At 70.2% G+C, this 24,504-nt stretch carries 15 protein-coding genes and 1 pseudogene; 4 read left to right on the forward strand and 12 right to left on the reverse strand.

The window, feature by feature from the left end; genetic code table 11:
• Nucleotides 1-81 precede the first annotated feature (81 nt).
• The 5 genes from glgB to glgX (ABD256_RS38295) form a co-directional block, all read right to left on the reverse strand.
• Nucleotides 82-2,265, reverse strand: a complete 2,184-nt coding sequence (glgB, locus tag ABD256_RS38275) for a 1,4-alpha-glucan branching protein GlgB (protein ID WP_344430237.1) — start codon at nt 2,263-2,265, stop codon at nt 82-84.
• A 4-nt stretch (nt 2,266-2,269) separates the two neighbouring features.
• Nucleotides 2,270-3,649, reverse strand: a complete 1,380-nt coding sequence (locus tag ABD256_RS38280) for a maltokinase N-terminal cap-like domain-containing protein (RefSeq protein WP_344430239.1) — start codon at nt 3,647-3,649, stop codon at nt 2,270-2,272.
• Nucleotides 3,646-5,454 (reverse strand): maltose alpha-D-glucosyltransferase, encoded by a 1,809-nt coding sequence (treS, locus tag ABD256_RS38285; protein WP_344430241.1) that lies wholly within the window; start codon nt 5,452-5,454, stop codon nt 3,646-3,648. The genes ABD256_RS38280 and treS overlap by 4 nt, the downstream gene beginning before the upstream one ends.
• 92 nt (nt 5,455-5,546) lie before the next feature.
• A complete protein-coding gene (locus ABD256_RS38290; RefSeq protein WP_344430243.1) occupies nt 5,547-7,526 on the reverse strand; it encodes an alpha-1,4-glucan--maltose-1-phosphate maltosyltransferase in 1,980 nt (659 codons plus the stop codon).
• A 298-nt stretch (nt 7,527-7,824) separates the two neighbouring features.
• Entirely contained in the window at nt 7,825-9,960 is a 2,136-nt protein-coding gene (gene glgX, locus ABD256_RS38295; RefSeq protein ID WP_344430245.1) for a glycogen debranching protein GlgX, read from the reverse strand.
• A gap of 168 nt (nt 9,961-10,128) precedes the next feature.
• On the opposite strand from glgX (ABD256_RS38295), the gene ABD256_RS38300 reads away from it, so the two are divergent.
• Nucleotides 10,129-11,007 (forward strand): SAM-dependent methyltransferase, encoded by an 879-nt coding sequence (locus ABD256_RS38300; protein ID WP_344430247.1) that lies wholly within the window; start codon nt 10,129-10,131, stop codon nt 11,005-11,007.
• Nucleotides 11,008-11,237: 230 nt separating this feature from the next.
• Here ABD256_RS38300 and treZ read toward each other — a convergent pair whose 3' ends face one another.
• From treZ to ABD256_RS38330, 6 genes are all read right to left on the reverse strand, one after another.
• Nucleotides 11,238-12,944, reverse strand: a complete 1,707-nt coding sequence (treZ, locus tag ABD256_RS38305; RefSeq protein WP_344430248.1) for a malto-oligosyltrehalose trehalohydrolase — start codon at nt 12,942-12,944, stop codon at nt 11,238-11,240.
• Nucleotides 12,941-15,247, reverse strand: a complete 2,307-nt coding sequence (gene treY, locus ABD256_RS38310) for a malto-oligosyltrehalose synthase (RefSeq protein ID WP_344430250.1) — start codon at nt 15,245-15,247, stop codon at nt 12,941-12,943. The genes treZ and treY overlap by 4 nt, the downstream gene beginning before the upstream one ends.
• Nucleotides 15,244-17,370, reverse strand: coding sequence for a glycogen debranching protein GlgX (gene glgX / locus ABD256_RS38315; RefSeq protein WP_344430252.1), 2,127 nt, complete (start codon nt 17,368-17,370; stop codon nt 15,244-15,246). Before glgX (ABD256_RS38315) ends, treY begins: the two co-directional genes overlap by 4 nt.
• Nucleotides 17,371-17,453: 83 nt before the next feature.
• The gene (gene malQ, locus ABD256_RS38320) at nt 17,454-19,388 is read right to left on the reverse strand and encodes a 4-alpha-glucanotransferase (RefSeq protein WP_344430254.1); all 1,935 of its coding nucleotides are present in this window, start codon (nt 19,386-19,388) and stop codon (nt 17,454-17,456) included.
• 45 nt (nt 19,389-19,433) lie between these two features.
• Nucleotides 19,434-19,802 carry a hypothetical protein gene (locus ABD256_RS38325; protein ID WP_344430256.1) on the reverse strand — a complete coding sequence of 123 codons (369 nt, stop codon included), beginning with the start codon at nt 19,800-19,802 and terminating at the stop codon, nt 19,434-19,436.
• Nucleotides 19,803-19,970: 168 nt separating this feature from the next.
• Nucleotides 19,971-21,185, reverse strand: coding sequence for a cytochrome P450 family protein (locus ABD256_RS38330; protein ID WP_344430258.1), 1,215 nt, complete (start codon nt 21,183-21,185; stop codon nt 19,971-19,973).
• Between the two features lie 97 nt (nt 21,186-21,282).
• Between ABD256_RS38330 and ABD256_RS38335 the strand changes: the two genes are divergently transcribed.
• From ABD256_RS38335 to ABD256_RS38345, 3 genes and pseudogenes are all read left to right on the forward strand, one after another.
• Nucleotides 21,283-22,341, forward strand: a complete 1,059-nt coding sequence (locus tag ABD256_RS38335; protein ID WP_344430260.1) for a TetR/AcrR family transcriptional regulator — start codon at nt 21,283-21,285, stop codon at nt 22,339-22,341.
• A 109-nt stretch (nt 22,342-22,450) separates the two neighbouring features.
• Entirely contained in the window at nt 22,451-22,789 is a 339-nt protein-coding gene (locus ABD256_RS38340) for a hypothetical protein (protein WP_344430262.1), read from the forward strand.
• A gap of 169 nt (nt 22,790-22,958) precedes the next feature.
• Nucleotides 22,959-23,081: pseudogene (locus tag ABD256_RS38345) on the forward strand (helix-turn-helix domain-containing protein); the annotation flags it as partial.
• 1,055 nt (nt 23,082-24,136) lie between these two features.
• Here ABD256_RS38345 and ABD256_RS38350 read toward each other — a convergent pair.
• A partial coding sequence (locus ABD256_RS38350) for an HNH endonuclease signature motif containing protein (RefSeq protein WP_344430264.1) occupies nt 24,137-24,504 on the reverse strand: 368 nt, incomplete at its 5' end.

The raw sequence follows: 24,504 nt of genomic DNA on the forward strand, positions 1-24,504 counted from the left end.
AAGGAAGGCAGCCTGTCCCGCGTAGGTTGCTTACTTTTGGTCGGTTTGGTATCTACGAGCGCTGTAGTGGACAGAATTCGGTCAGGACGGCAGTTCCTCCGCCAGCCAGAGCACTCCGGCGGGCGGGAGCTGGAGCACGGCCGAAGCGGGCTGCCCGTGCCACGGTTCGGCCAGCGCCTCCACCACGCCCATGTTCCCCACCCCGGAGCCGCCGTAGGCCTCGGCGTCGGTGTTGAGCACCTCGCGCCAGTTCCCCGGCGAGGGCAGCCCGACGCGGTAGTCGTGGTGCGGCATCCCGGCGAAGTTCGCCACGCACGCCAGCCGCGAGCCGTCCTTGCCGATGCGCAGGAAGCTCAGCACGTTCCCGTTCGCGTCGTTGGCGTCGATCCACTGGAAGCCCTCGTAGGTGGTGTCCTGGCTGTAGAGCGCGGGCAGCGACCGGTAGGCGGTGTTCAGCTCGCGCGTCAGGTCCCGCACGCCCCGGTGCAGCGGCTCCTCCAGCAGGTGCCAGTCGAGCGAGCGCGACTCCGACCACTCCGCGTGCTGCCCGAACTCGCCGCCCATGAACAGCAGCTGCTTGCCGGGGTGCGCCCACATGAACGCCAGCAGCGAGCGCAGTCCCGCCGCCTTGTTCCAGTCGTCGCCCGGCATCCGCTCCCACAGCGATCCCTTGCCGTGCACCACTTCGTCGTGCGAGAGCGGGAGCACGAAGTGCTCGCTCCAGGCGTAGACCAGCGAGAAGGTCATCTCGTTGTGGTGGTAGGCGCGGTGCACCGGCTCGTGGCCGAGGTAGCGCAGCGTGTCGTGCATCCAGCCCATGTTCCACTTGAAGCCGAACCCGAGCCCGCCGAGATGCGTCGGCCTCGTCACGCCCGGCCACGCGGTGGACTCCTCGGCCACCATCACCACGCCGGGGTGTCGCTTGTAGACGGTCGCGTTGAGCTCCTGCAGGAACCGGACGGCATCGAGGTTTTCCCTGCCGCCGTACTGGTTCGGGAGCCACTCACCGTCCTTTCGGGAGTAGTCGAGGTAGAGCATCGAGGCGACGGCGTCCACCCGCAGGCCGTCGAGGTGGTACTCCTCCAGCCAGAACAGCGCGTTGGCGACCAGGAAGTTGCGGACCTCGTTGCGCCCGAAGTCGAACACGTAGGTGCCCCAGTCCGGCTGCTCGCCGCGACGGGGGTCCGCGTGCTCGTAGAGCGGGGTGCCGTCGAACCGCGCGAGCGCCCACGCGTCGCGGGGGAAGTGCGCGGGCACCCAGTCCATCAGCACGCCGAACCCGCGCTGGTGCAGAAGGTCCACAAAGGACCTGAAATCGTCTGGCGAGCCGAACCGCGCGGTCGGCGCGTAGTACGAGGTCACCTGGTAGCCCCACGAGCCGCCGAACGGGTGCTCGGTGACCGGCAGCAGCTCGACGTGGGTGAACCCGGTCTCTTCCAGGTAGTCGGCGAGCTGCTCGGCCAGTTCGCGATAGCCGAGACCGGGCCGCCAGGATCCCAAGTGGACCTCGTAGACGCTCATCGGCGCGTCCGCCCAGTTCGTCACCTCGCGCTCGGTCGTCCACGCGTCGTCGCCCCACACGTGCGACGAGCTGGTGACCACCGAGGCGGTGGCGGGCGGTTTCTCGGTGGCGTAGGCCATCGGGTCGGCCTTCTCGTGCCAGTTGCCGTCCTGGCCGAGGATGCGGAACTTGTAGCAGGTGCCGTCGCCGACGCCGGGCACGAAGATCTCCCACACCCCGGACGAGCCGAGCGACCGCATCGGATGCGCGCGGCCCTCCCAGCCGTTGAAGTCGCCGATCACCCGCACGCCGCGCGCGGTCGGCGCCCACACCGCGAACGACACGCCCTCGACCGTCCCGTGTGGAGTGTCGTAGGACCGCACGTGCGCGCCGAGCACGTCCCACAGCCGCTCGTGCCTGCCCTCGCCGATCAGGTGCAGGTCCAGCTCCCCCACCGTGGGCAGCCAGCGGTACGGGTCGTCGGTGGACTCGGAGTACCCGTCGAAGGACACCGCGAGCCGGTAGTCGCCGGGGTGCTCCGGCAGCGCGCCCGCGAACAGGCCGTCGACGACGTGGTCGAGCGGGAACGAGCGCGAGCCCGCGACGACCGCGACCGCCGTCGCACCCGGCCGCAGCACCCTGGCCACCACGGTGCCGTCGTCGGCGTGCACGCCGAGCACCCCGTGCGGATCGTGGTGCGACCCGGCCAGCAGCCGGTCGATGTCCTCGGCGGGCGGTGCCGATTCGGGCAGGTCCGTGCTCATGTGACTACTCCCCACCCTGGGTGATCCAGGCGATCGAAGACAGCGGCACGCCGAGCCAGTCCGGCCGGTTCGCGTGCTCGTAGGCGACCTCGTAGACGGCCTTGTCCAGCTCGAAGGCCCGCAGCAGCGCGCCGTGGTCGCGAGGGTCGCCGATCGGCTCGTCGGCCACCTTCGCGTAGCCGTCGCAGAAGGCGGCGCGGTTGCGGCGCGCCCATTCGAGCGCGCGCTCGGTGAGCAGCGGGTCCGCGTCCTGGCCGACGAGAAGCTGCTGCGCGGCGTAGTCGAAGGAGCGCAGCATGCCCGCGACGTCGCGCAGCGGCGAGCGCAGCGCGTGGCGCTCCTCCACCGGCGCGGCGGGCTCGCCCTCGAAGTCCAGCAGCAGCCAGCCGTTGACGGTGCGCAGCACCTGGCCGAGGTGCAGGTCGCCGTGGATGTACTGCATGGTGATCGAGTTCGCGGGCGCTGAGCGGATCGCTTCGAACGCGGCGCGCAGGCCGGGCACGTGCGGCACCAGCTCCGGCACCCGCGCGGCGACGTCGTCGAGCCGCTCGGTCATCGCCCCGACGGTGCGGGCGAGCTCGTCGTCGTCGATCGGCTCGGTGTCGAGTGCGCGGGCGAGATCGGCGTGCACGGTCGCGACCGCCCTGCCGAGCCGCTCCGCCTCGCCCGCGAAGTCGCCACCCACCTCGTCCGGGCCGAGCTCGGGCTCCGCCATCAGGTCGCGCACGCTCGTGGTGGCCATCGCCCACCCGTCGACGGCGTCGGAGAGGAACTGCTGGAGCATGCCGATCGTGGCCGGTTTCCCGGCCAGCTCCCCGGTGATCGAACCGAGCGTCGGCGCGATGTGCTCGCAGCCCGCCGCCTGCAGCGCGCGGTGCAGCAGCAGGTCCTTGTTCTCCCCGGGGCTGAGCTTGCGGAACAGCTTGAGGATGTACTGGCCGCCGTAGACCAGCGAGGTGTTGCTCTGCTCGGAGGTGATCGGGCGCGCCCGCAGGTCGCGGCCGAGTTCGACGCCCGGCTCGCGCGCGAAGTCCAGCGAACCGACCCGCTCGCCGCGCACCATCAGGTCGAGCAGGACCGCGGTCAGATCGGCGTCCCCGGTGGCCTCGTACCCGCCCAGCGCGCCGATCCAGCTCGCCGCGGGCACCTCGGGCGGATGCGAGCGGCGCCCGACGAGGAGCTGGTACGGCTCGCGCCGGTCACCCTGCGCGACCTCGACGACCACGTGCAGCAGCAGCGGGTCACCGTCGAGCAGGACCGTGGTGCCGAGCGGCGTGACGCCGGTGATCGGCCGGTCCTTGCCCGCGAACCACCGCTGGCCGGGCAGCCAGCCGGGAAGTTCGGCGGCCAGCCCCGCCACGAACCGCTCGATATCGGCGCTCACCTCGTATCACCCTCCTCTTCCGGCTCGACCAGCTGGAACCAGTAGAACCCGTGTCCCGGCAGCGTGAGCAGGTAGGGCAGCTCACCGATCTCCGGGAACCGGACCCCGCCGGTGAGCTCCACCGGCGTGCTGAACCGGTGCGCGCCGAGGTCGAGCTCCACCGGCTGCGGGAACCGCGACAGGTTGTTGACGCACAGCACCACATCGTGCCGCCCGTCCGGCCTGCGCCAGTGTCGCTTGTAGGCCAGCACACTCGGGTTCGACCCGCCGAGGTCGATGAACTCCCCTTCCGCGAAGGCGTGGTGCTGCTTGCGCACCTCGATCATCCGGCGCGTCCAGTTCAGCAGCGAAGACGCGTTGTTCGACTGCGCCTCCACGTTCAGGCCCTGGTACCCGTACACCGGGTCCATGATCACCGGCAGGTAGATCCGGCCGGGATCGCACATCGAAAACCCGGCGTTGCGGTCCGGGGTCCACTGCATGGGCGTGCGCACCGCGTCGCGGTCGCCGAGCCAGATGTTGTCGCCCATGCCGATCTCGTCACCGTAGTACAGAACCGGCGAGCCGGGTAGCGACAGCAGCATCGCGGTGAACAGCTCCTGCTGGTTGCGGTCGTTGTCCAGCAGCGGCGCGAGACGGCGGCGGATCCCGATGTTCGCCTTCATGCGCGGGTCCTTCGCGTATTCCGCGTACATGTAGTCGCGTTCTTCGTCGGTGACCATCTCCAGCGTCAGCTCGTCGTGGTTGCGCAGGAAGATCCCCCACTGCGTGCCGCTCGGGATTTCCGGTGTCTTGGTGAGGATCTCCGAGATCGGGAACCGCGACTCCCGCCGCACGGCCATGAAGATGCGCGGCATCAACGGGAAGTGGAACGCCATGTGGCATTCGTCGCCGCCGACGAGCGGGTCGCCGAAGTACTCCACCACGTCCGACGGCCACTGGTTCGCCTCGGCGAGCAGGATCCGGCCGGGGTACTCGTCGTCGACGACCTTGCGGCAGCGCTTGAGGAATTCGTGCGTGCGCGGGAGGTTCTCGCAGTTCGTGCCCTCCTGCTCGAACAGGTACGGCACCGCGTCCAGCCGGAACCCGTCGATCCCGAGGTCGAGCCAGAACCGCAGGACGTCCAGCATCGCCTCCTGCACATCGGGGTTCTCGTAGTTCAGGTCCGGCTGGTGGGTGAAGAACCGGTGCCAGTAGAACTGCCCGCGCACCGGGTCGTAGGTCCAGTTCGAGGATTCGGTGTCGACGAAGATGATCCGCGCGTCGGCGTACCGCGAATCGTCGTCGCTCCACACGTAGTAGTCGCTGTAGGGACCGTCCGGATCGGACCGCGACTGCTGGAACCACGGGTGCGCGTCGGAGGTGTGGTTCAGCACCAGGTCGGTGATCACCCTGATCCCGCGGCGGTGCGCCTCGTTGAGCAGGTACACGAAGTCCTCGACGCTGCCGAACTCCGGCAGCACCGCGCGGAAGTCGCTGATGTCGTAGCCGCCGTCGCGCAGCGGCGAAGCGTAGAACGGCGGCAGCCACAGGCAGTCGACGCCGAGCCATTCGAGGTAGTCGAGCCTGCCGGCGAGACCGCGGAGGTCGCCGGTGCCGTCGCCGTTGGAGTCGGCGAACGCGCGCACGAGCACCTCGTAGAACACCGCGCCCTTGAACCACTCCGGGTTGCTCGGCGCCTGCTTTGCCGACTTGAAGTCCCCGGCCTGCGGTTCCACCAGCATGCCGTCTTCGGTGATCGCCTCACCGGTGTGCGGCACGCCCTCGAGGCCGAGCGCCGCGTCGGGCCGGAGTTCTTCCGGCATGATCTCCACCTCGTCCCAGGTTCCGGGTACGTCCGATCGTCCCCGCGGGATGGTGCGCCCGCAGGGTGGCTGGCAGTGTCATCGGTCGGGTGCTAACCCGCGAGGCGTCTGCGAACCGCGACTATGTGCGCGACCGCGCGCCACGGTTCCAGGCGGACGTAGTTCGCCTGCCCCCAGTCCCAGGTGTCGCCGGTGACCTCGTCGTGCGCGATCAGCCGCTCGTGCCACTCGAAGCCGAGCGAGGGGAGATCAAGCCACACGGTCCCCTCCTGCGACGCGTAGGGATCGAGCGTGACGACGGTGATCACGGTGTCGCCGGTCGCCGGGTCCTGTTTGGAATAGGCGAGCAGCGCGTCGTTGTCGACGTGGTGGAAGCGCAGCGTCCGTAGCTGGTGCAGCGCCGGGTGCGCGCGGCGCACGGCGTTCAGCTTCGTCAGCCACGGCTCCAGCGAGCGTCCTTCGGCCAGCGCCGTCGCGAAGTCGCGCGGGCGAAGCTGGTACTTCTCGGAGTTCAGGTACTCCTCGCTGCCTTCGCGCACCGGCACGTGCTCGAACAGTTCGTAGCCGGAGTAGACGCCCCAGGTCGGCGAAAGCGTCGCCGCGAGCGCGGCCCGCAGCGCGAACATGCCCGGCCCGCCGCGCTGCAGCGACTCGTGCAGGATGTCCGGCGTGTTCACGAACAGGTTGGGGCGCCCCACATCCGCGTGCTCGACCAGATCGGTGCCGAACTCGGTCAGCTCTTCCTTGCTGGTGCGCCAGGTGAAGTAGGTGTAGCTCTGGGTGAAGCCGAGCTTGGCCAGTCCCCACAGCCGCGCCGGGCGGGTGAACGCCTCGGCGAGGAAGAGGACGTCGGGATGGGCGTCCTTGACCGAGGAGATCAGCCACGCCCAGAAGTCCGGCGGCTTGGTGTGCGGGTTGTCCACCCGGAAGATCCGCACCCCGTGGGACACCCAGTGCAGCACGACGCGGAGCACCTCGTCGTAGATCGCGCGCGGGGCGTTGTCGAAGTTGACCGGGTAGATGTCCTGGTACTTCTTCGGCGGGTTCTCGGCGTAGGCGATCGTCCCGTCCGGACGGGTGGTGAAGAACTCGGGGTGCTCGGTGACCCACGGGTGATCCGGCGCCGCCTGCAACGCGAGGTCGAGCGCGACCTCCATGCCCAGTTCCCCCGCGCGGGCCACGAAATCGTCGAAGTCGTCGAGCGTGCCCAGTTCGGGGTGCACGGCGTCGTGACCGCCCTCGGCCGACCCGATCGCCCACGGCGACCCGACGTCGTCCGGTCCCGCGGTGAGGGTGTTGTCGGGGCCCTTGCGGTGCGCCCGGCCGATGGGGTGAACCGGCGGCAGGTAGACGACGTCGAAGCCCATGCCCGCGACGCGTTCGAGTTCCTTCGCCGCGGTCGCGAACGTGCCGTGCACCGGCCGCCCCGCCTCGTCGGTGCCCCCGGTCGACCGCGGGAAGAGCTCGTACCAGGACCCGAACGCGGCGCGCTCGCGGTCGACCAGCAGCTTGAGCGGCTTGCCCTTCGTGATCAGCTCCCGCACCGGGAACTCGTGCATGACCCGCCTGGTCTCTTCGGACAGCGCCGGCCCGACCCGCTCGCCGAGATCGCGCCCGCCGTCGCGCAGCGAGGCGGCGGCACCGGCGAGCATCGCGCGCTCGAGCCTGCGTTCCGGCCGCCGGGAGACCCGCTCCAGCAGGCGCGCGCCGTTCTCCAGGTCGTTGGCCAGTTCGGCGGCTTCCTGCCCGGCCGCGACCTTCACCTCGACCGCGTGCACCCACGTCGCCCACGGATCGCCCCACGCGTCGACCCGGTAGGTCCACAGGCCCTCGGCGTCCGGGACGATCGTCGCGGCGAACCGGTCGAGTCCGGTACCGGTCTCCGTCATCCTGGTCTGCCTGGCGACCCTGTCGTCGGGACCGCGCCAGGCGATCGTCGCCGACACCGCGTCGTGTCCTTCTCTCCACACCGTCGCGGACACCGGGAAGTGTTCTCCCACAACGGCTTTGGCCGGATGGCGGCCACAGCTCACGGTGGGGGTCACGTCGTCGATGCCGAGCCGGCCGGTCATGGGCAACGCCCCTCTTGTCGGTGCTTTGCGCGGTGTGGACGCGGGCTCAGTGTGCCTGATTCGGTCAAGATCATCGACAGCGGGTGCCGCTCCCGATTCTCACCGGAACTACCCCACCGCGCACTTTCCGAAACGCCACGCGCCCTCCCCCCGCACGCCATCTCCACGCCACCCGACGCTCGCTTCCCGTGCCCCCGAAGGACGCCTTCCGGGAACCTGACGCCGCGAACTCGGCCCGCACTGCCGACGGCACGCCGACCCCATGCCCCGAAGGGAGCCTTCACGGCGCCCGATTCCCTCAAGGCTCCCTGCGCGGCGCCCTGAGCAGCAAGAGCGAGCGGGCTTGCAAAGTCACGCGGCTCTTCGGTTCCAGCGTGCCGGGATTGGCCGGGCTGCCGTCCGCCGTGCTGGTGTCGAGCGTGGGTTTGAAGGTCTCGCCGAATTCGCGTCCGGGCAACACGATCTCGACGGGTTCCGCGCCCGCGTGCACGAGCAGCAGCCACGAGTGGTCGGTGACGAGTTCGCCTTCGCGGTTGCGCGCCTGGCTGTTGGAGCCGTCGATCCACATGCACAGGGTGCGGCGGTCGTCGAACCAGTCGCCCTCGCCGAATTCCTCGCCGTCGGGGCGCAGCCAGATCAGGTCGGGGTCGCCGCTCGGCGTGGTGCGGCCTTCGAAGTACTCCGGCTGCCGCAGCGCGGGGCTGTTCGCGCGCAGCCGCACCACCCTGCGGGTGAAGGCCAGCATCGACTCGGCGGCGGGCGAGGAGGACCAGTCGAGCCACGAGGTTTCGTCGTCGAGGCAGTACGCGTTGTTGTTGCCGGACTGGGTGCGCCACAGCTCGTCGCCCGCGGTGAGCATCGGCGTGCCGGTGGACAGCAGGAGCGTGGCGAGGAGGTTGCGCGCCTGCCGGAGGCGCAGCGGGACGATGCCAGTGTCGTCGCCGTCCTCGATTTCGCCCTCCGCGCCGTGGTTCCACGAGCGGTTGTCGTCGGTGCCGTCGCGGTTGTCCTCGCCGTTGGCCTCGTTGTGCTTGTGGTCGTAGGACACCAGGTCGCGCAGCGTGAACCCGTCGTGCGCGGTCACGAAGTTGACCGACTGCCACGGCCGCCGCAGGTTGTGGTCGTAGAGGTCGGACGAGCCGGACAGGCGGTAGGCGAGGTCGCGGACGTCGGTGGCGCCGCGCCAGAAGTCGCGCAGGGTGTCGCGGTAGCGGCCGTTCCACTCGGCCCACTGCGCGCCGAAGTCGCCGACCCGGTAGCCCTCGCCGGTGGCGTCCCACGGTTCGGCGATCAGCTTGCACCGGGACAGCTCCGGGTCGGTGGTGATCGCGGTCAGCATCGTGGAGTCGCGGTCGAACATCTCGCCGCGCGGGCGGCCGAGCGTGCTGGCGAGGTCGAACCGGAACCCGTCGACGCCGAGTTCACCTGCCCAGTACCGCAGCGAGTCGGTGACGAGCCGGACGACCGTCGGCGAACCGGCGTCGAGCGTGTTGCCGCAGCCGGTGATGTCGGCCAGGTGCCCGCGCTTGCCGTGCAGGTAGTAGGCCGGGGCGTCGAGCCCGCGGAAGCTCAGCGTCGGCCCGTCGGCGCCGCCCTCGCAGGTGTGGTTGTACACGACGTCGAGCAGCACTTCGATGTTCGCCGCGTGCAGCGCCGCCACCATGGTGCGGAACTCCTCGACCTCGCGGCCGGGCTCGCTCGCGTACGCGGCGTGCGGCGCGAAGAACCCGAGCGGCGAGTAGCCCCAGTAGTTGTGCCTGCCCGCCTGCACCAGTGAGGGCTCGTCGGCGAACGAATGCACCGGCAGCAGTTCGACTCCGGTCACGCCGAGCCGGGTGAGGTGCTCGATGGCCACCGGGTGGGCGATCCCGAGATAGGTGCCGCGCAGGTGCTCCGGGATGTCGGGATGGCGCTGCGTGAATCCCTTGACGTGCAGCTCGTAGAACACCGACTCCTCGAACGGCACCTCCGGCTTGACCCCGGTGTCCGGGCCGCCCGGCGAGCTGACCACCGACAGCGGCACGCTGCCGAGCGAGTCCGTTGTGGACGGACGTCCGCGCCGGGGGTCGCCGGTGAAGCCCTGCGCCGCCCGCAGCTCGGTCATGCGCCCGGTGATGCGGCGCGCGTACGGGTCGACGAGCAGCTTCGCCGGGTTGCAGCGCAGCCCGAGCACCGGGTCGTACGGCCCGTGCACGCGGTAGCCGTACCGCTGGCCGGGGGTCACGCCCGGCACCAGCCCGTGCCACACGCCGAACGTGCGCTCGGTGAGTTCGATGCGCCGCTCGGACCCGTCGTCGGAGATCAGGCACAGCTCGACGGCGTCGGCGGCGGCCGAGGTCACCGCGAAGCGCACACCACCGGCCTCGGGATGCGCGCCGAGCGGGAACGGGCGCCCGGCGAGGACCTGGGTGTCAGCGGTCGGTCGAATGGCCATCCCCTGATCTTCCCAGGCCACCCACCCGTTCGGGTGGCCCGCACCCGGACCGCCCGGCGCGTGCCCCGATCGGTACCCGATCCGCCCACTACCGGCGGTACACGGGTGGCGGCTTTCCGGCAGACTGGTCCGGTACTGCGTTCGGCCGAATGAGGGAGGGTGCGGCGGATGACCACGCTGGACGGTCCGGTGCCCACGTTGTCGAAGGAAGTCGCCGACCGGCTGCTGGCGGAGTCGACGAGCAAGGTGCACGAGGGCCGCGCCTACGACTACTACCTGGGCGGGAACTCGAACTACGCGGTGGACAGGGCGTTCGCGCAGGAGCAGATCGCCCGGTTGCCGGACATCCCGTGGGCGGCGCGGCAGAACCGGCGGTTCCTCCGCCGCGCGGTCCAGCACATGATCAACCAGGGCATCCGCCAGTTCGTGGACATCGGGTCCGGGCTGCCCACCGAGGGCAACGTGCACCAGCTCGCGGAGCAGTACGCGCCGGGCGAGTGCCGCGTCGTCTACATCGACCACGACCCGGTCGCCAGCGCGCACGGCTACCTGCTGCTCCAAGCCGGCGGGCAGCTCGCCCGGAACCGCCCGATCAACGGTGACGTGCTCGACCACCGCAGGCTGTGGCAGGCGATCCTCGACACCGGGCTGATCGACCTCGACCGGCCGGTGGGGCTGCTGCTGGTCGCACTGCTGCACTTCGTCGCCGACGACGCCCTCGCGAACGAGTCCGTGGCCTACTACCGCGACAAGGTGCCGCCGGGTTCGCAGCTCGCGATCTCGCACGCGAGCGTCGACGGGATGCCGCAGGCGGCGATCGAGGCGTTGCAGGCGGTGCTGAAGAACTACAAGCGGGCCACGTCGTCCGCGCACGCGCGCGATCGCGCGCAGGTGAAGGAGTTCTTCGGCGACTGGACGCTGCTCGATCCGCCTGGGATCGCGTGGACGCCGGACTGGTCGCCGGAGGGCCTCGAGGAGGACTCGATCGTCGGCGACGTCGAGTCGTACCGGTCCCAGGTGATCGCGGGTCTGGCGACCAAGCCCTAGCCCGCTTGGACCAGTGGCGTCCGGCCATGGCGGGATGTCCCGTCGCAGGGCCGCGTATGAGCACGCTCGGCCACATCACCGCCGCGTAGGCGTCGCGCCACGTCGTCAGGTGCGACAGCAGGGGCGCCCCGAGCATGCCGAGCAGCGCCAGCCCCATCAAACCGACGTACCACCACGGCAACCGCGCCCATGGGGCAGCTCGCGAGGAGCGCGTGTTTTTCGAGCCGCGCCTAGCGCACCAGGGCGAACGTCCCCGGCGGCAGGTCGGCCGTGGTGTCGCCGACCACGGGCGAACCCCAGGCCAGGAGTGTTTCCGAGGCCTGGCCGCCGAGCGGAACGGTGACCGGTTCGCCGCCGAAGTTGCAGGCGAGCCGCAGCGGTCCCCGGCGCAGGACGAGCCAGGAGCCCGCGGAGTCGACGTCGACCTCGGTCAGCCGGGGGTCGGCCAGTGCCGGGTGCTCGCGGCGCAGCGCGATCAGGCGCCGGTAGAGGTCCAGCATCTCCCGGTGGCCCGGCCTGGCCGGTTCGGACCAGTCGAGGCGCGAGCGTTCGACGGTCGCCGGGTCGATCGGATCCGGCACCTCGGCCTCGCCCCAGCCGTGGCGGGCGAACTCGCGGCGGCGCCCGGTGCGCACGGCCTCGGCCAGCTCCGGGTCCGGGAACGACGCGAAGAACTGCCACGGCGTGCTCGCGGCCCATTCCTCACCCATGAACACCATGGGCGTGAACGGCGAGCAGAACACGACGGCCGCGCCGCAGGCGAGCACGCCGGGCGGGACGGTCGCGGACAGCCGGTCGCCGGTCGCGCGGTTGCCGATCTGGTCGTGGTTCTGCAGGTAGGCGAGAAAACGGTGCCCTGGCACGGTTTCGGTGTCCACCGGGCGCCCGTGCGCCCGCCCGCGGAAGGACGACCAGGTCCCGGCGTGGAAGAACACCTCGCGCAGGGTCTTCGCGAGCGCGCCGGGTGCGGCGAAATCGGTGTAGTACCCGGTTTTCTCGCCGGTCAGCGCGACGTGCAGCGCGTGGTGCAGGTCGTCGGACCACTGCGCGTGCAGGCCGTACCCGCCCGCTTCGCGCGCGGTGACGAGCTTCGGGTCGTTGAGGTCCGACTCGGCGATGAGCGTCAGCGGGCGGCCCAGCGCGGCGGACAGCGCGTCGACCTCGGCCGCCAGCGCTTCGAGGAGGTGCGTCGCGCGCCGGTCGGCGAGCGCGTGCACGGCGTCGAGGCGCAGCGCGTCGACGTGGAAGTCCCGCAGCCAGCCGAGTGCGTTGTCGATGACGTACCGGCGGACCTCGTCGGAGCCCTCGCCGTCGAGGTTGAGCCCGGGGCCCCAGTCGTTGCGGCCCGCGAAGTACGGCCCGAACCGGTCGAGGTAGGCGCCGGAGGGCCCGAGGTGGTTGTAGACGACGTCGAGCACGACCGCGAGCCCGCGCGCGTGGCACGCGTCGACGAACCGCTTGAACCCGTCCGGCCCGCCGTAGGGCTCGTGGACGGCACCCCACAGCACGCCGTCGTACCCCCAGCCCGCGGTGCCGTCGAAGGAATTCACCGGCAGCACCTCGACGTGCGTGATGCCGAGGTCGACGAGGTGGCCGAGCCGATCGACCGCCGCGTCGAAGGTGCCGCCGGGGGTGAAGGTGCCGATGTGCAGCTCGTAGAGCACCGCGCCGGGTAGCTGCCGTCCCGTCCAGGCCCGGTCGGTCCACCGGAAGGCGTCGTGGTCGTAGACCCGCGACGGGGCGTGCACACCACCGGGCTGCCGTCGCGAACGCGGATCGGGCAGCGGTACGTCATCGTCTCCGAGCAGGAACGCGTACTCGGTGCCGGCGGCGTCCGAGTGCCACCAGCCGCCGTCCGCCGCGGTCATCTCGTGGTCGATACCGTCGACGCGCACGCGCGCGCGTTCCGCCAACGGCGCCCACACGCTGAAGCTCATGGCTCTCCCCGTACCAGCAACGCGACCGGGTACCGGCCGAGCACAGTGGACAGTGCGGCACCGGCTCGGCGCCCGGTGAGGACGTCGGTCCACGTCCCCTCCGGAAGCGGGAGCGCGGTGTCGCGCCACCCGCCCGAGGCTTCGAGGCCGACCGGCAGCCGCGTCACGACGACGATGAGGTCCTCGGACCGGTGGAACGCCAACGCGTGCGAGGCGGCGGCGCCTTCGGCACGCAACGCGCGGTAGCCCCGGAACAGCTCGGGCCGATCGCGGCGCAGCGTCAAAGCCCTGTGCACCACCAGAAGCTTCACGGCACCGGTATCGTCCACTTCGGGCAGTTCACCCGCGACGACGCGCGAAAGGATTTCCCGCCGGGTTTCGTAGCCGACGGCGCGCCGGTTGTCCGGGTCCACAAGGGACAGATCCCACAGCTCGGTGCCCTGGTAGACGTCCGGGATCCCCGGCGAAGTGAGCTGGAGCAGCTTCTGCCCGAGCGAGTTGGACCAGCCGTGCCCGCGGACGCGCGCGACGAACGCGGCGATCTCGGCGGCCAGCTCGTCGTCGCCGAGCACTTCGCCCGGCCAGGCCGCGACGGCGCGCTCGAACTCCTCGTCGTGGTCCGTCCACGTGGTACGGAGCTTCGACTCCTTCGCCGCCTTGTCCAGGTAGTCGTGCAGGCGCTCCGGGGTGATCGGCCACGCGCCGACGAGGGTCTGCCACGCGAGCAGGTTCAGCGAGGGCTCGTCGATCCCGCGCCGCGCGGTCCACCGCTCGACGGCTTCGGCGAACTCGCCGGGCAGCTCCGAGAGCACCGCGAGGCGCGCCCGCACGTCCTCCGACCGCTTGGTGTCGTGCGTGGTCAACGTCGTCATGGTGGCGGGGCGGCCCGCCTCGCGCGCGGCGGCGAGCGCGTGGAACTCCTCCACGCCCACCCCGAACCTCTCCGGTGCGCCGCCGACCTCGTTGAGCGCGGCGAACCGGGTGAAGCGGTAGAACGTGGTGTCCTCGGTGCCCTTCGCGACGACCATGCCGGAGGTCTGCTGGATGCGGGTGGCGAGTTCGCCGCGGGGATCGGCGCGGACCGCGACGTCCAGCGCGTCGAGCGCGGCGTTCACGTCCGGGCGCGCTTTCCGCGCCCGCGCGACGGCGGCGGCCCAGTTCGGCTCGCCCTCCGGCAGGTACGAGCGGTAGACGCCGAACGCGATCATCACCTCGGCGACGGCGGACCTGGCGGCCCCGGTGTCCACAGCGGACAGGAGCGCGGCGATCCTGCGCACCTCGGCGACGAGGATGCCGTCGGTGACCAGCCGTCGCGCCGTTTCCTCCACGTCGTGGTAATCGGTGTGCACGCCCAGTTCCTCGGCCAGCGCGGTGAAGTCCGGTTCCGAGACGGGATCGACGAACACGCCTGCGAGTTCGCGCAACGCGTCGTACCCGGTCGTCCCGTCGACCGGCCAGGTCTGCGGCAGATCCTCGTTCGGGTGCAGGATCTTCTCCACCACGAGCCACGCGTCCGGCGCGGCCTCGCGGAGCCGTCGCATGTAGGCACCGGGGTCGGCGAGCCCGTCGGGATGGTCGATGCGCAGCCCGGTCACCTCGCCCGCGGCCACCCAGCGCAGCACTTCGCCGTGCGTGGCCTGGAATACCCCGGGATCCTCGACGCGGACCGCGGCGAGGGTGGTGATGTCGAAGAAGCGGCGGTAGTTCAGCTCGGTGTTGCCGCGCCGCCAGTCGATCAGCTCGTAGTGCTGGCGCGCGTGCACCTCCTGCGGTGTCCCGTTTTCCGTGCCGGGCGCGAGCGGGAACCGGTGGTCGTGGTAGACGAGTTCATCGCCGTCGACCGTCAGTTCCGCGACCGCCGCGTCGTCGCCGAGCACCGGGAGCAGCAGCCTGCCGCGGCTCCAGTCGATGTCGAAGTAGTGCGCGTACGCCGAATCCCGGCCGTGGCGCAGCACATCGGACCACCACCGGTTCGCCGCGGGCACCTCGACGGACATGTGGTTGGGCACGACGTCCACCACGAACCCCATGTCCGCGTCCCGCAGTCGCGCGGCGAGCGCGGCGCGCCCTTCCTCCCCACCGAGTTCCGGCCTGGCCCGCGTCGGATCCACCACGTCGTAGCCGTGCGTCGAGCCGGGTGTGGCGTCCAGGATCGGCGACGTGTAGAGCGCGCCGACGCCGAGTTCCCTCAGGTACTCGACGATCCCGGCCGCGGCCGCGAAATCGAATTCGGGCCGGAGCTGCACCCGGTAGGTCGAAGCGGGCCCGCGCGATGTCTTCGGTTCGTTCGCAAGGTCGCTCACTCCGGAGCACCGCCGACGCGCTGGAGCACCACGAGCGATCGCGCGGGCAAGGTGATCTCCGCACCGGCGTCGAGCGGCTCGTCCTTTTCGGGGTCGATCAGGCCGGTCGAGGTGTCGATCACGATCGACCAGGCGCTGCCGTACCCGTTGCCGGGCAACGTCATTTCGATGTCCTCGTAGTGCGCGTTGAACGCGAGGAGGAACGAGTCGTCCTCCACCCGCATGCCGCGCGGATCGAGATCGGGAATGCCCTCGCCGTTGAGGAACGCGACCACGGACTTGCCGAACCCGTCGTCCCAGTTCTGCTCGGTCATCTCCTCACCGGCGGGGGTGAACCACGCGATGTCCCGCAGTTCGTCGCCCTTGCGGATCGGTTTGCCCTGGAAGAACCGGCGGCGGCGGAACACCGGGTGCCGCTTGCGGAACGCGGTGAGCGCCGCGACGAACTCCACCAGCTCCGCGTTCGCCGACGCCAGCTCCCAGTCCATCCAGGACAGTTCGGTGTCCTGGCAGTAGGCGTTGTTGTTGCCCTGCTGGGTGCGGCCGAACTCGTCGCCGTGCAGCAGCATCGGCACGCCCTGCGACAGGACCGTGGTGGCCAGCAGGTTCCGGCGCTGCCGCGCGCGCAGCGCGAGCACTTCCTCGTCGTCGGTCGGCCCCTCGGCGCCGCAGTTCCAAGAACGGTTGTCGTCGGCGCCGTCGCGGCCGTCCTCGCCGTTGGCCTCGTTGTGCTTTTCGTTGTAGGACACCAGGTCGTTGAGCGTGAACCCGTCGTGCGCGGTGACGAAGTTGATCGAGGCGAACGGGCGGCGGCCGTCGTCCTGGTACAGGTCGGACGAACCGGTGATCCTCGACGCGAACTCGCCCAGGGTGGACGGTTCACCGCGCCAGAAGTCCCGCACCGTGTCGCGGAACTGGCCGTTCCACTCCGTCCACAGTGGAGGGAAGTTGCCGACCTGGTAGCCGCCTGGCCCGACGTCCCACGGCTCGGCGATCAGCTTCACCTGGCTGACGATCGGGTCCTGCTGCACCATGTCGAAGAAGGTGGAAAGCCGGTCCACGTCGTAGAACTCGCGCGCCAGCGCGGAAGCGAGGTCGAAGCGGAACCCGTCCACGTGCATTTCGGTGACCCAGTACCGCAGCGAGTCCATGATGAGCTGCAGCGTGTGCGGGTGGCGCACGTTGAGCGAGTTCCCGGTGCCGGTGTAGTCCATGTAGTACTTGGGCTCGTCCTCGACCAGCCGGTAGTACGCCTCGTTGTCGATACCGCGCATGGACAGCGTCGGCCCGAGGTGGTTGCCCTCGGCGGTGTGGTTGTAGACCACGTCGAGGATCACTTCGATGTTGGCCTCGTGGAAGGCCCTGACCATGCCCTTGAACTCCTGGACCTGGCCGCCCTGCGAGGTCATCGCGGCGTACGCGTCGTGCGGCGCGAAGTACCCGATCGTGTTGTAGCCCCAGTAGTTCCGCAGCCCCTTCTCGGCGAGCCCGTGATCGGTGACGAACTGGTGCACCGGCAGCAGCTCGATCGCCGTGACGCCGAGCTTCGTCAGGTGCTCGATGACCACCGGGTGCGCGAGCCCGGCGTAGGTGCCCCGCAGCCGCTCGGGTACGAACGGGTGATTCACGGTCATGCCCTTGACATGCGCCTCGTAGATCACCGACTCGTTGTACGGGGTTTTCGGCGCGCGATCGTTGCCCCAGTCGAAGAACGGGCTCACCACCTGCGAATACGGCACGTGGCCTGCCGAGTCCGCGTCATTGCGCTCGTCCGGCGCGTCGAACTTGTAGCCGAACAGGCATTCGTCCCAGTCGACGCCGTGCGAAACGGCCTTGGCGTAGGGGTCGATCAGCAGCTTGTTCGGGTTGCAGCGCAGCCCGCGCTCGGGATCGTACGGGCCGTGCACGCGGAACCCGTACCGCTGACCGGGGCCGACGCCGAGCACGTAGCCGTGGTGGACGAACCCGTCGACCTCCTCGAGCTTCGCGCGCGTTTCCTTGCCGTCGTCGTCGAAAAGGCACAGCTCGACGTACTCCGCCGCCTCCGAGAACAGCGAAAAGTTCGTGCCGACACCGTCGTAGGTGGCCCCGAGCGGGTAGGTCGTTCCTGGCCAAGGCCGCACGGGACGCTCCTCCGGATTTTCGTGGTGGTCGGTCCCCACGCTAGTGGAGCCGGGCGGGTTCGGGCTGTGCCGTCCGCGCACCTTCACCCCTGCCGCCGCGGGCGCGCGGCGGCGAGCGGCGCGATCGCGGCGCGCACGCGTGCATCGGTGAAGAGCCCGTCGACGCTGACGGGGAGCGGAATACGCCAGTTAGGGTACTCATCGACGGTACCGGGCAAGTTCGGCTGCCGCTGTTCGCCGACCACATCCGCCGGGGAAGTCAGTACCAGCCGTGACGCGGCCGAGGCGAGCAGCGCGTGCAGGGCCACCACCGGGTCACCGCCCTCGATCCCCTCACGCGCAACAAGATCGAACAGCGCCCCGCGCTCCTCGGCGGCGGATTCGTACTCCGCCTCCGCCGGGCCGTCGAGCAGGCCGAGCCCGGCGCGCACGCGCACGTGTTCGGCGGCCAGCCAGCCGGATACGGTCGGCAGGTCGTGCGTGGAAATGCTGGCCATCGCGGCGGGATCCCATTCCGACGGCCGCACGTAGGGCTTGCCGGGCGCGTCCCAGTCGCGCTGGAACCACAGCACCGCCGAGCTGAGCATGCCGCGTTCGTGCATGGTCTCGGTCACCGTGTCCTCGACGGTGCCGAGGTCCTCGCCGACCACCACGGCACCCGCGCGGTGCGCCTCCAGCGCGAGCACGCCGAGCATCGCCTCGGCGTCGTAGTGCACATACGTGCCGCGGCCCGCTGGCTCACCCGGCGGGATCCACCAGAGCCGCCACAGGCCCGCGATGTGGTCGACGCGGATGCCGTCGGCGTGCCGCAGCACACCGCGCACGACATCGCGGAACGGCGCGTACCCCGCCTCGGCGAGCTTGTCGGGGCGCCACGGCGGCAGGTTCCAGTCCTGGCCCTGCTGGTTGAACGCGTCCGGCGGCGCGCCGACCCGCACGTCCGCGGCGAAGACCTCCCGCAGCGCCCAGGTGTCGGCGCCGCCGGGGTGCACCCCGACCGGCAGGTCGTGCACGATCCCCACCGGCATCGACGCGGCACGGCGCGCCGCGTCGAGCTGCTCGTGACACAGGTCCTGCAACCAGGCGTGGAAGGCGACGCGGTCGGCCAGCTCCTCGCGCGCCGCGGCGACCGCGGGACCGGCGGGATCGCGCAGGTCCTCCGGCCAGTCGCGCCAGTCCGCGCCGTGCACCTCGGCGAGCGCGCAGAACGCCGCGAAGTCGAGCGTGTCGGCGTCGGACTCCGTCCGCCGGTGCAACGGCCACAGCAGTTCGAGCGCGGCCCGCTTGGCCGCCCACACGGCGTCGTAGTCGATCAGCTCGGTGCCGGCGGGAGGCGCGAGCGCGACGACCTTCGCCCGCAGCTCTTCGTCGGCACGCGCGAACTCGCCGGTATCGGTCACCCGCAGGTAGATCGGATTCGCGAACCGCCGCGTCGCGGGCGAATACGGCGACCGCTCGACCGGGTGGGCCGGCGCGAACGCCTGCACCGGGTTGACGAGCAGCACGCCGGCGTCGAACTCGGCGGCCGAGCGGGACGCGACGGTCGCGAGATCCCCGAAATCGCCCATCCCCCACGATCCGGCCGAACGCAGCGCGTAGAGCTGCAGCATCCAGCCCCACGCCGCGGGCACCTCCGGCAGCTTCGCCGGCACCACGGCGAGCACGGCCTCCGCCTCGGCGGTGACCACCCGATGCCACCCGAGCGGCAGATCCACCGGCAGTTCGGCCCCGGTCTCCCGGCGCGCCCCGTCTTCAAGATGCACGACCGCAGGCCCGCCGAGGTCGTAACCAGCGCCTTCGCGAACCACGATCGTCGGAGGCAGTGTCTCCTTCCGTCGCGCGTCCTCGGCCGCCTTCAACGCGCCTCGAACCGCATCGGGCGTCGACGCGTCGATCCCGAACTGGGCCAGCACGGCCACCACGACGTCGTCGTCGACCTCTACTACGACCTGCTCGGAGTTCTCGTATCGGGTCGCCACCCCGTAGGCGTCGGCGAGTTCGGCGAGTTCGCTGTCCACGCGCCCAGCATGGTCGTTCGCTGGGGGTGGCGCCAAGTCGGGTGCCTAGTTGTTCTTCCTGTACTGGAAGTCCAGGAAGGATCCCTGGGTACTCACGTCCGTGAAGTCCGAGTTGTTGGTGTAGTTCCGCCCGTCGTCGAAACTGCCGCTGTTGTTTGTCGACGTGACGTGCAGGTAATAGTTTTCGCCGCGGTACCGCTGCCCCTTCCAGCAACTGTTGGCGAAGACCATGGGACTGGAGAATCCGCCACTGTCCGGGAACACGGCCGCCACGACGTAGTCGCCGACTCCGTTGTTGCACAGGTTGAACAGTGTCGCGTCGGCCGGCGCGGCTGCCGCCTGCCCGCCCATGCAAAGACCACCGATTACCAGTGCGGTCGCGCCCGTGGCAACTTTTCGTGTCAGCGAAAACATTGAAGGTTTGTCCCTTCCATCGGAAGTGAGTCCAGTTGGTGCGTAGTGACAATCGCATTCTTCCAGCGAACGATGCCACCACGCGCCAGATCCGCCGCACATTGCCCGTTCCGAACACGGAAGAGTACCCGAGCGCGCCAGTGCCGCTGCCACCAGAGATTGACCCCCTCAGTACACGACCGGCAGCTCCGCCAACCGCAACGTGCCGGGATCCGTGGCGCGCCAAAGGTTTTCCGGGTTTTCCGGGTTTTCCGGGTTTTCCGCCAAGGAGAGGTTCGGGAAGCGGTCGAGCAGGGCGGCCAGCGCGACCTCTGTCTGCACCCTCGCCAGCGACGCGCCAAGGCAGACGTGCGGGCCGTAGCCGAAGCCGAGGTGCTGGCGCGGCGGGCGGGTGATGTCCAGGCGATCGGGGTCCTCGAACGCGCGCGGGTCCCGGTTTGCCGAGGCGATCACGGCGGTCACGCGGTCGCCTTCGCGAATCTGCGTGCCGGACACTTCGGCGTCTTCCCGTGCGTATCGCGGGATGGCGAGCATGTTGGGGCCGCACAGGCGGATCAGTTCGTCGACGGCGGTCGGCATCAGGCTGGGGTCCGCGCGCAGCTTTTCGAGTTCGCCCCGGTGGGTCAGCAGGACTTCGAGGCCGTTCGCGATCAGGTTGGCCGGCGTCTGCCCGGCCAGGACGAGTTGCCAGACCAGTGTCACCAGCTCGACGTCGCTGAGCCGGTCGCCGTCCTCGGCCTGTGCGCGGATGAGATCGTCGAGCAGGTCGTCGCCCGGTGCCGCACGGCGGCGTTCGACGGCCGCCTTCGCGCCGTCGATGATGCCGGGAACCGCTTCGCCGAAGGCATCGCCGGCGCCGGCGAGGACGGCAGCACCGTATTCGCGCCACCTCGGACGATCGATCTCGGGGATGCCGACCAGCTCGCAGATCACGTCCATCGGCAACGGCCTGGCGAACGCGTCGAGCAGATCGACCGGCCCCTCCGCGGGCAGACCGTCGAGCAGCGCGGCCACGATGCGCTCGACGCGGGGGCGGAACTCCTCCGCGCGGCGCGGGGTGAACGCGGGCGCCACCAGCCTGCGGATCCGCCGGTGCTCCGGACCGTCCAGTTCGGACATCGTGCGCAGGTGGACAAGGCACTCGTCCGGGATGGCGGGATGCCGCAGGAAGCTGCCGGAGTTGATCGCGAACCGCGGGTCACCGAGCACCGCCCTCGCCTCGTCCTGCCTCGTCGCCGCCCACAGCGGCCCGAGCCCCGGCACCCCCAGCCGCATCATCGGCCCCTTCGCGTGGGCACAGCCGTACGCGGCGAGCGGATCGGCCAGCACCTCGGGATCGGCGAGGTCCAGCTCGGGCACTTCGCCTGCCATGGCGTCGGTCATCAAGTCTCCCAGTTTCAAATGTTGGTATCAGATGTTCTGATCATCTGAATGATGACTGTATCTTATGCCGCGGGGGGAAGGCAACGACGGGAGAGTGATGGTCCGGCTCAGCAGGGCGGAAACGCAGGAGCGCAACCGGGCGAAGGTGCTCACCGCGGCCGAGCGCGAGTTCGCCGAGCACGGGTTCCGCGACGCCAAGATCGACCGCATCGCCGAGCGCGCCGAGCTGACCAGGGGCGCGGTGTACTCCAACTTCCCCGGCAAGCGCGCGCTCTACTTCGCGGTGCTCGCCAGGCTCGCCGAAGAGGCACCCACGCCCGCGAGCGCGCAACGCGGCGAAACCGCGCGCGACGCGCTCGGCGCGCTGGCCCGCGCTTGGGTCAGCCACCTTCCGTTCGGGGTCGACCTGATGCCGGAGGTCCTCGCCGACGACCGCGTCCGCCTGCCGTTCACCCAGCTCATGAAGCTCAACGCGCTGCTGCTCAGCCTCGCGCTCGAAGAGCTGCGGCCACCCGAGCGGGCACCCGGCGCCCCGCCCGCGCGGCTGGTGCGGCTCGCGGGCACCGTGCTCACGACCCTGCACGGCGCGAGCGCGCTGGCCGCCGCGGCACCTGGGTTCGGCGAGCCGTTCGACACGATCGGCGCCTGCGAACAACTGGCCGCGCTCGACCTCAACGACTTCTGGCCGCCGCCCGCGGTGGTGCCGCCGGCCCGCCCCGCCGACGACCCGTGGTCACCGCCGCCCGCGATCGACAGGGTGCGCGGCGAGGAAGTCCCGCTCCCCGACGACGGTGTGGTCGCCGTGCTCGGGTTGCACCGGCTGGACGCGGCCGAGGAAGCCGTCCGCACCGGTGCCGCGGTGACCCTCGTACTGGTCACCGGCGAACCGGCGGAGCTGGCGCCACTGGCCAGGCTGATGCTCGCTGAACTGTGCGGCTGCCTGCGCCAGGCCTTCCCGGAACGTGCGTGGCCCCGGCTGCGCGTGGTGTGCGACGAATCGGGAACGGTCGCCGCGGCGGCGGGCCTGCCCGCGGTCAGCGACGGCACGGAAGCGGCGGTGCGCGTCGAAGGCGGCCGGATCGTCGCGCGCGCGGACGGCCGCGGAGCCTGTCACGCGGTCGCCGCCCGCACCTCGTCGAAGACCACGGCCGGATAGCCCCGCCGACCCCTACGAACCCCTATCGCAGCACCGTTCTGGTGCCGTTCCGCCGAATTCGCTGCCAAGCTGACGCGGAATTCCTCCACCTGAACGGAAAGGCACGAAAATGCGGAGATACCTTGCCTTCGCCGGCACCGTACTGGCCGCGGGCGCGCTCGCCACGGCGCCCGGCACCGCGTCCGCGGAACCGGCCGCGCCCGCGATCACCTGCGGCAACCACATGGAACCGGTGGGCGGTGACAAGTACCACCGGAAGTACTACTGGGGCAATTGTTCCGGGGCTGGCGTGCGGGTCAACGTCTGGTACACCGCCTATTCGGGCGGCCCGTTCGACCGTTTCGACCACCAGCAGTGCGCGCCGGCGAATCAGGACGCCCTCGTCGGGGAAACGACGAATTACCTCGTTTCGAGGTACTACGTCAAGGACACCGCGGGCGCCTGCTGACCCGTCGTGACGCAGCAAGCGACCAGCGGTTCACTTGACGGCGCGTTTTTTGCAGGTGAGGCCAACTACTCTGCAGTAGAGTAGTTAGTTCGGGCTTACCTCGGGTGCTCTTCTCGCTCGTGCCGCGCACCACCGAGAAGAGCACCCGCCGTCCTGTTCCGCGCGCGGCTACCACCACGTCGGCATCGACGACATCGCCGACGCGGTCAGCATCACCGGTCCCGCGCTGTACCGCCACTTCCGCGGCAAGCAGGCGTTGCTCGCCGGGGCGACCAGGAAGTTGACCGACTGAACGTGGTCACCGACCTCGCCCGCGTGCGCGCTCTTCCAGTAGTAGCGAACTTCGGTGTCATCTCTGGCGCAATCACGCAGTACCAGGAGCCTTCGTCGACCAGACCTTCAAGAACACCAGGGTCGTGGCGCTCGCGTGTTTGGTCGGCACGGTGAAGGTTTCAGGCACGCCTTCGGCGCGCCGAGTGAAACTGCCGCTCCTCGGTGCCGGTCGCGTCGTTGGTCACCAGCGACAGTTCCCCACGGAACGGACAAGGCGGTCACCTTCACTGCCGTACCCGGACTGGCGCTGCGACCGGCGCGCTACGGGCCGGTCGTCCGGTGGCACGCGGCTGAGCGGTGGTGGCGCTGGGCGGTTCGGCGCCTGCCGGGTTCGGATGGTGGCGTTTTTGTGCCGCTCTTCGGCGGGGAGGGGCTGAAGAACCGGGTTCTGTTCGGCAAGTCCGCCATGGGCACGGACCATCGGACCGCTAAGAGCGGCGGGCTATCAGGCAACTCGGGATTGAGCGGCGGGATGCGGCGGCTGGTCCTGGGGCCCCGCCCAGGATCTAGGTAGGTCACCCTCGCTGCCACACCCGACTAGCCCTGCAGTCCGCACGCGACCGGCCAGTCGTGCGGCCGTGCGGCGGTGCCGCTGGACAATTCGGTACCTGTGGTTCGGATGGCGGGCGTGTTCGTGCCGCTCTTCGTCGGGGAGGGGCCAAAGAACAAGGTTCTGTTCAGCAAATCCGCCATGGGCACGGACCACCGGACCGCTAAGAGCGGCGGGATATCAGGCAACCCGGGGTTAAGCGGTGTGGCGGGTGACTCTGGGGCTCCGCCACGGATCAAGGTAGTCACCCTCGCTGCCGCACCCGACTGGCTCTGCGGTCCACGCGCGACCGGCCGGTCATGCGGTAGCTTCCGACTGGCGGCGGTGCCGCTGGACAATTCGACACCCGCGGTTCGGATGATGGGCGTATTTGTGTTGTCCTTCGCCGGGGGGTGGCTGAAGGACCGGGGTTTTGTCGCTCGGTCCGCGGTGGACGTAGTGGCCGCCGGTGGCGGCATCGGCCCTCAGGCGGCGCGGGGTTGAGCGGTGGGACGGTTCGTCCGGGGTCTTCGCCACGGATCGACGAACGCCGGTGGGGTGAACTCGGGTTGGCCGTTGACCATGCGGAGTGTCCAGTCACTGGTGTGCAGCAGGCGATGATGCCGGGAACACAGCAGCGTGAGATTACCCAGGTCAGTCTTGCCTCCGGCGTACCAGGGCAGCACGTGATGCGCCTCGCAATGACGCGGCCTGCGCGAACACCCGGGAAAGCAGCACCCGCGATCGCGGACGGCGAGCATGAGCCGCATCGCCTCGGTCACCAGACGCCTCGCCCGCCCCATCTCCAACGGCTGCCCCGCACCATCAAGAATGGCCGGAATGATCTTGCAGT

The sequence above is a fragment of the Amycolatopsis minnesotensis genome (assembly GCF_039529815.1).
Taxonomy (GTDB): domain Bacteria; phylum Actinomycetota; class Actinomycetes; order Mycobacteriales; family Pseudonocardiaceae; genus Amycolatopsis; species Amycolatopsis minnesotensis.

Bases quoted from the DNA above. Each gene is read 5' to 3' on its own strand.
- glgB (WP_344430237.1), bottom strand. From the start codon at position 2,265: ATGAGCACGGACCTGCCCGAATCGGCACCGCCCGCCGAGGACATCGAC.
- treS (WP_344430241.1), bottom strand. From the start codon at position 5,454: ATGCCGGAAGAACTCCGGCCCGACGCGGCGCTCGGCCTCGAGGGCGTG.
- ABD256_RS38290 (WP_344430243.1), bottom strand. From the start codon at position 7,526: ATGACCGGCCGGCTCGGCATCGACGACGTGACCCCCACCGTGAGCTGT.
- glgX (WP_344430245.1), bottom strand. From the start codon at position 9,960: ATGGCCATTCGACCGACCGCTGACACCCAGGTCCTCGCCGGGCGCCCG.
- ABD256_RS38300 (WP_344430247.1), top strand. From the start codon at position 10,129: ATGACCACGCTGGACGGTCCGGTGCCCACGTTGTCGAAGGAAGTCGCC.
- treZ (WP_344430248.1), bottom strand. From the start codon at position 12,944: ATGAGCTTCAGCGTGTGGGCGCCGTTGGCGGAACGCGCGCGCGTGCGC.
- ABD256_RS38325 (WP_344430256.1), bottom strand. From the start codon at position 19,802: ATGTTTTCGCTGACACGAAAAGTTGCCACGGGCGCGACCGCACTGGTA.
- ABD256_RS38330 (WP_344430258.1), bottom strand. From the start codon at position 21,185: ATGACCGACGCCATGGCAGGCGAAGTGCCCGAGCTGGACCTCGCCGAT.
- ABD256_RS38335 (WP_344430260.1), top strand. From the start codon at position 21,283: ATGGTCCGGCTCAGCAGGGCGGAAACGCAGGAGCGCAACCGGGCGAAG.
- ABD256_RS38340 (WP_344430262.1), top strand. From the start codon at position 22,451: ATGCGGAGATACCTTGCCTTCGCCGGCACCGTACTGGCCGCGGGCGCG.